Here is a 4,674-nt window from a genome sequence, read left to right as displayed (position 1 = left end):
TATGCACCACCGAAGAACATCAAAGACCCAGAGAAGATTGATGCTAACATCAGGGGTCAGAAGGAGAAGGCAGCTAGAACACATGGGTTGAGCTGGACGACAGGCAAGGTTTTATCTGTGGCTCTAGTCAACGTGTTCAATCAGGAAGAACAGTACGTTGCTGCTAGTCACAAAGAGTATGAGGTACTGGGTAAGCTTGATGAATTATTAGATACACCAGCACCCATCTATCTAATCGGTAAGACATCATTGGACTTTGACTTCCCATTCCTAGTGGGTAGGTATCTGTTCCATGATGAAGGTGTGCCTAGAGTGTTGCGCAAGAGATGGAACCTGTTAGATGTAGATAAGTTTTTCGGATGGCATGCATCATCAGGACAGCGCGGTAAGTTAGACGACTACGCACATGGACTTGGCATTCACAATAAGCCGATGCATGGTAGTCAAGTGCAAGACCTGTACAATACTATCGTCGAGGCAGAGATGGAAGGTGATAGTGTAGCAGCAACAGCAGGATGGGAGCAGCTACGTAGCTATAACCTACATGATGCAATGGTGACAGCAGAGATAGCACGTAGATATTATGGTTCTATATTGGAGGTAGAATGACAGCACGATTAGCACAGAAGGAAGAAGAGTTGGTGCATGTACTTGAGAGATGGAAGAATTATCCGCAGTTAATTGGCGAGACATTCACCAAGGTCAAGCACGACAAAACAATGGAAACTCTACAGTTCCTTGGCGGCAAGTTTGGAAGCTACGAGTTCTACCACATGCAAGATTGCTGTGAAGGTGTATGGATTGAGGATATCTGCGGCGACCTATCAGACCTTGAAGGCTCACCAATCACGATGGCAGAAGAGTTTAGCTGTGAAGCAGATGGTAGCTACAAGGGTGAGGATGAAGACAGATACTTCGAGTCAGGCACGTGGACATTTTACAAGTTCGCTACAGCTAAAGGCAGTGTTACTGTCAGATGGGTAGGTGAGTCGAATGGATATTATTCAGAGTCAGTAGACTTTAGGGAGATGAAGTAGATGGAAGTTAAATCAAGCGCCGACCTGCGCAACAACTTAAAGGTCAACACGTTAAGCATGGGTGACAGTGGTAAGGGTAAGACCTTCTTCTCTGGAACCATAGCAGACTACGGTAAGCCATTCATCATTGACGCAGAGGGTGGGCTAGCTACAGCATGCGACAAAGAGTTTGACTATGTGTCAGTAGATTCCTTCGGTCAGTTTGGTGAGGCATGTAAGTGGTACATGGATAACTGGGAAGCCAAGGGATATACGCACCTAGTAGTGGACAGTATCACTAGGCTGCAACAGTATCTAGTGACAAGCTTGAACCCAGATGGTAAGATTACTATTAGCCAATGGGGAGAGGTGTTAGCCACGTTGCGTAAGACAGTGAACTGGCTGACTAAGGAATGTCCTACACATGTACACATGACAGCTATGGCAATGGAGTCTAAGGATGAATTGTCTGGTGCTGTAAAAATTTACCCTAACCTACAAGGCGCATTTAGATACGACTTGGCAGGGTACTTCGATGTCGTACTGTATCATGACTGTGGTGAGAAGGATGGTGCTCAGCAATACTGGGTGCAGACACAGGGTGACCAACGCGTAACAGCTAGGTCAAGACTTAATGCAATTAAACCGCTTAATAAGTATGAGCGTAACAACTATGGGATTATCCATAACATTATCCAAGGAGAATAGATGGACTTTTTTAAACCAACAACAGAAGAGATTAAGGAAGCAGTCACTGGTGACAGAGCTACGTTCAAGCACAATGAACCAGTAGTTCTACTTGTTAACGAGGTCAAGACCAGAGAAGGCGACGACCCTATCAAGGTCATTGTCGGATGCAAGGTAGTAGGTGGTGAGCAGGATGGTAAGGACACAGCGTTATTCATTAGAGATAATGCACCATCCAAGAAGCAATGGTTCGCATTACTCAATGCACTATTCACACCTGAGAAAATCGTAGGTGGTTTTGCACCGAGTGAATTGGTAGGCAAGAAGGTGAAGACTACTGCCAAGGTATCAGCTAAGGAAGGCAAGGAGTTCGTAAACTTCTATGACTTTGCTGAAGAGGGTGGAGCACCTGACCTTAAGCTAGCCAGTGGTGGTGATGCTGCTTCAGGGATTCCATTCTAATGGAAGTTCTAATAGGAGTAGCCTTCCTTATCATGGGCATACTAGGTGCTGAAGGATTAAAACAGGAACAGCAGGAGAGGGAGCTAAGCTTCCTCAATCGCTGCCTTGAGAATCCAGATGCAACGGAGAAGGATAAAGAGTTGTGCTTCAAATTGTTTGAAGACTAACACTATACACAAGGGGAAAAGATGTATAAGTATTTCACATGGACAGACTCTCATGGATACCACAAGGGTCAGGACTTGCTTGAGTCCTCGCAGATAGCATCACTACTTCAGCACATGAAGAAACCTAGTGAAGCCTATGCCACGATTCAAGACTATGACGCTGATGGTAACATCACTGGATGTCCGATGTACTTCGACATTGATTCCCCTTCTTTAGAGGAAGCGTTCTGGAACATGTCGTCATTGGTTGATGACTTGAGTATGGACTTTGAAGTTACACCAGCAGTGTGGTTCAGTGGGTCAAAGGGATTCCATATTGTATTGCCGCTATACATCAGGCACCCACGGTGTCATGAGATAGCAGGTATGATAGCAAAGGAATACAAACAAGAGACAGACCCATCAGTGTATAGACTGCGCAGCATGTGGCGGTGTGACAGGACATGGAATGGTAAGGGCAAGAACTATAAGACACGTATAACTTCAGAGGAATCATACGCTGACATCATGCGTAGGTCCAAGGGTGGTAGTCATCTTGAAAACTGGCAGCCCTTTAACGTAAAGGACATGGACATAACATCATACGTTTCAAGGTTACCTGAACGTAAAACCGTACAGTTACCAGACAACCCGGACACAGAGATGATGCCATGCTTGAAGAAGTTATGGCAGATGGCAGCACCACCTGAAGGCAGAGCGCATCAGCTATGTCACTTGGTTTCACGATGGTGCTATCAGTCGAGACTAACAGAGGAAGAAGCAGTAGCATTATTTAATGACCATCCATTCTGGAAAGGGGTAGCACCCAGAGATTATGAGAAGGTTATAGCTAGTACATATAGGACAGGTAGGGCAGCGATAGGATGTGAGACAGGTAGAGATGCAGAGTTGCTGCGCTCACAGTGTCAGCTTCACTGTCCATTCAATAAAGAGTTTCAACCGCAGGAGGTATTCAATGTGGCAAAGGTTTAAGTTAGCATGGAAGATAATGTTCAATGGTTACATGGATAGGAATAACTTGCAGACATTCCTTAACCTACTACCCGAGAAGCCGTTAGCTAAGGCTACCAACGTAGGAAAGAAGTGGCTCATTGAGTTTGCTATCAAGATGGACAAGCCTAAAGAGCGTGGAGTTAAGTGGTGGTGACAGCTAAGGATATGTTGGTGGATGCTATCGTTAACATGTATCACCTATCCAGACACAACAGGGAAGAGGTAGCCAAGGTGGTCGATAAGTTCTGGCCTGAGCCAGAGATGAAGATACTGTGGGATAGGATAAGAGCGTTGGAGATAGAGAACATAGAGCTTGAGGATAAGGTCAGGCAAGGGGAGATAGAATGAAAAAGGAAATTAAAGTTACGATTTACGAGGAAAGATTAACGAAAGACATTTGGGAATATAGCTTCAAGTCTGATAGGAGATATATTTTTACCAACCCATTAACCATTACAGTGGACGTACCAGAACCCAAGGTGGAAATAACTCCCAGTAGATTGAGGGAGGCAATGCAGTTAGGGCAAAGTGATAGTGTAGCAACACACTATATTGACGGTGTAGTCAAAGAACTATTCGGGGAGCAAGAGTGAAGCTGTTGGGAGATATTATATTTCTAGCAATTCTTTTAATCTGGACAGGGTTGGTATTTGGCTTTGTGTTTTTAGGGGTGGTGTTGCCCATATATGGATTAGTTAAATTATTTTAGGGAGCAAGAATGAAGACATACATACTAATATCTATAGTAGGCATAAGTGTTGCCTCTTTTTTGACGGGCATACTAGAGGAGTCATTACACGAGGGGTGCACTTATTCGAGAATAATGAGTAGATTTAATCCGCCATTTATTATCGGGTGCCAGTTAGTAAAAAAGAGGTGGTAGTGCGTAAAATTACGCCTAATAACACAGAAAAAGAGCGTAAAAATACGGAGGCGGATAATGGCGGATAACTATCCAGACAGTGTAGAAATAATCAACTAAGAGGGGAATAAATGATAGACCTAGATAGAGAGTTTGAGAAATATTTAATAAACTCACCGCATTTAAATAACCACACATATCACGCAATGGATGAGTCGCAAAAATGGGAAACGGAGAGAGCGTATAAAGCCGGTGCAGAACTTATCCTAAGCCGCTTGGAGACCAATAGGAAACTGATAGCGGAGCGGGATGAGTTAAAGGAGAAAATTAAAACACTTCTAGAGGGGGATATAATTAGCTACTTACAAATTAAGGAATTAAAAAGGGTTTTGGCGGAATTAAAAACATCTTATGATAACGAATATGTGACCGTGGAACAATTCGATAGAAACTGTGGTGACATATTTAAAAAATACCAACACCTACT

General features: G+C 43.8%; 9 protein-coding genes. All 9 read left to right on the top strand.

All coding sequences use genetic code 11. The annotated features are described in order from the left end of the window. Positions 1-609 (top strand): hypothetical protein (locus ABYP33_RS17465; RefSeq protein ID WP_373092454.1); only part of this gene is annotated, 609 nt, incomplete at its 5' end. Beyond that, entirely contained in the window at positions 606-1,037 is a 432-nt protein-coding gene (locus ABYP33_RS17460; RefSeq protein WP_373092453.1) for a hypothetical protein, read from the top strand. The genes ABYP33_RS17465 and ABYP33_RS17460, both read left to right, overlap by 4 nt. Next, the gene (locus ABYP33_RS17455) at positions 1,038-1,724 is read left to right on the top strand and encodes an AAA family ATPase (RefSeq protein ID WP_373092452.1); all 687 of its coding nucleotides are present in this window, start codon (positions 1,038-1,040) and stop codon (positions 1,722-1,724) included. It abuts the gene before it with no gap. Continuing rightward, a complete protein-coding gene (locus ABYP33_RS17450) occupies positions 1,725-2,165 on the top strand; it encodes a hypothetical protein (protein WP_373092451.1) in 441 nt (146 codons plus the stop codon). Further along, positions 2,165-2,332 (top strand): hypothetical protein, encoded by a 168-nt coding sequence (locus ABYP33_RS17445; protein WP_373092449.1) that lies wholly within the window; start codon positions 2,165-2,167, stop codon positions 2,330-2,332. The genes ABYP33_RS17450 and ABYP33_RS17445 overlap by 1 nt, the downstream gene beginning before the upstream one ends. Before the next feature lie 21 nt (positions 2,333-2,353). Further along, complete coding sequence (locus tag ABYP33_RS17440; protein ID WP_373092447.1) at positions 2,354-3,304, top strand: hypothetical protein; 951 nt, start codon at positions 2,354-2,356, stop codon at positions 3,302-3,304. Positions 3,305-3,475: 171 nt separating this feature from the next. Further along, entirely contained in the window at positions 3,476-3,673 is a 198-nt protein-coding gene (locus tag ABYP33_RS17435) for a hypothetical protein (protein ID WP_373092445.1), read from the top strand. Continuing rightward, positions 3,670-3,918, top strand: coding sequence for a hypothetical protein (locus ABYP33_RS17430; RefSeq protein ID WP_373092444.1), 249 nt, complete (start codon positions 3,670-3,672; stop codon positions 3,916-3,918). Before ABYP33_RS17435 ends, ABYP33_RS17430 begins: the two co-directional genes overlap by 4 nt. Positions 3,919-4,318: 400 nt before the next feature. Continuing rightward, the coding region (locus ABYP33_RS17425; RefSeq protein WP_373092442.1) for a hypothetical protein at positions 4,319-4,674 on the top strand (356 nt) is incomplete at its 3' end.

The organism is Zhongshania sp. (genome assembly GCF_041584495.1).
In the GTDB taxonomy this organism is placed as follows: Bacteria; Pseudomonadota; Gammaproteobacteria; order Pseudomonadales; family Spongiibacteraceae; genus Spongiibacter.
The sequence above is the reverse complement of the archived record's forward strand: the minus strand, read 5'-3'. Positions and strand labels throughout refer to the sequence as shown.

Coding starts and splice junctions, on each gene's coding strand:
- ABYP33_RS17440 (WP_373092447.1), top strand. CDS start 2,354: ATGTATAAGTATTTCACATGGACAGACTCTCATGGATACCACAAGGGT.
- ABYP33_RS17455 (WP_373092452.1), top strand. CDS start 1,038: ATGGAAGTTAAATCAAGCGCCGACCTGCGCAACAACTTAAAGGTCAAC.
- ABYP33_RS17460 (WP_373092453.1), top strand. CDS start 606: ATGACAGCACGATTAGCACAGAAGGAAGAAGAGTTGGTGCATGTACTT.
- ABYP33_RS17445 (WP_373092449.1), top strand. CDS start 2,165: ATGGAAGTTCTAATAGGAGTAGCCTTCCTTATCATGGGCATACTAGGT.
- ABYP33_RS17450 (WP_373092451.1), top strand. CDS start 1,725: ATGGACTTTTTTAAACCAACAACAGAAGAGATTAAGGAAGCAGTCACT.
- ABYP33_RS17430 (WP_373092444.1), top strand. CDS start 3,670: ATGAAAAAGGAAATTAAAGTTACGATTTACGAGGAAAGATTAACGAAA.